Below are 797 nucleotides of genomic sequence, written 5' to 3' on the forward strand. Positions count from 1 at the left end.
GAACGCACTAGAGTCACAAATACTGAACAGTTGGTCTTCATTGCCGCATTGAATATCAGCTATGAGTTAGCGCAAGAAAAAGCGAAGACTCGTGACTACGCAGCAAGTATGGAACAGCGTATTCGGATGCTGCAGCAGACCATAGAACAAGCGTTACTTGAACAAGGTCGCATCACCGAAAAAACTAACCAAAACTTTGAATGACACTTTTCGGTTTACTGTGGTAGAGTAACCGTGAAGACAAAATTTCTCTGAGATGTTCGCAAGCGGGCCAGTCCCCTGAGCCGATATTTCATACCACAAGAATGTGGCGCTCCGCGGTTGGTGAGCATGCTCGGTCCGTCCGAGAAGCCTTAAAACTGCGACGACACATTCACCTTGAACCAAGGGTTCAAGGGTTACAGCCTGCGGCGGCATCTCGGAGATTCCCTTCTTACCTGGCACCAGCCATGACGCAACTACCAGAACTTCCGATCTCAGACAACGAAGTGAACATCAGGATGATGACACTTCTGAAGGACACACCAGGATGGTGTTTCAGGGAAAGGCTTCTGGATGAAGCGAAGAGGATGACGCAGGACGCGTTAAAGGACACCTCCAGGATGGAGAATGAGAACCGGTCAGGATGATTCGGTGGGTCAGGAAGGCCAGGAACACTTCAGGATGAAGTATCACATCGGGGTGGTGTGAGCAGGAAGCAATAGTTCAGGATGAACGATTGGCCGCAAGGCCAGAGGAAAAGTTGTCAAGGATGAGCAGGGAGCAACAAAAGTAGCCGGAATGCTGCGAAACGAACC

1 protein-coding gene and 1 other RNA gene are annotated in these 797 nt (G+C 49.9%); both read left to right on the plus strand.

The features are described from left to right. The coding region (zapA, locus tag C5750_RS26155) for a cell division protein ZapA (RefSeq protein WP_105738310.1) at nt 1–204 on the plus strand (204 nt) is incomplete at its 5' end. 41 nt (nt 205–245) lie between these two features. Further along, a non-coding RNA gene (gene ssrS / locus C5750_RS26160) (6S RNA) lies at nt 246–429 on the plus strand. The last annotated feature ends 368 nt before the right edge of the window (nt 430–797 follow it).

The sequence above is a fragment of the Phyllobacterium myrsinacearum genome (assembly GCF_002980555.1).
GTDB classification, from domain to species: Bacteria; Pseudomonadota; Alphaproteobacteria; order Rhizobiales; family Rhizobiaceae; genus Phyllobacterium; species Phyllobacterium myrsinacearum.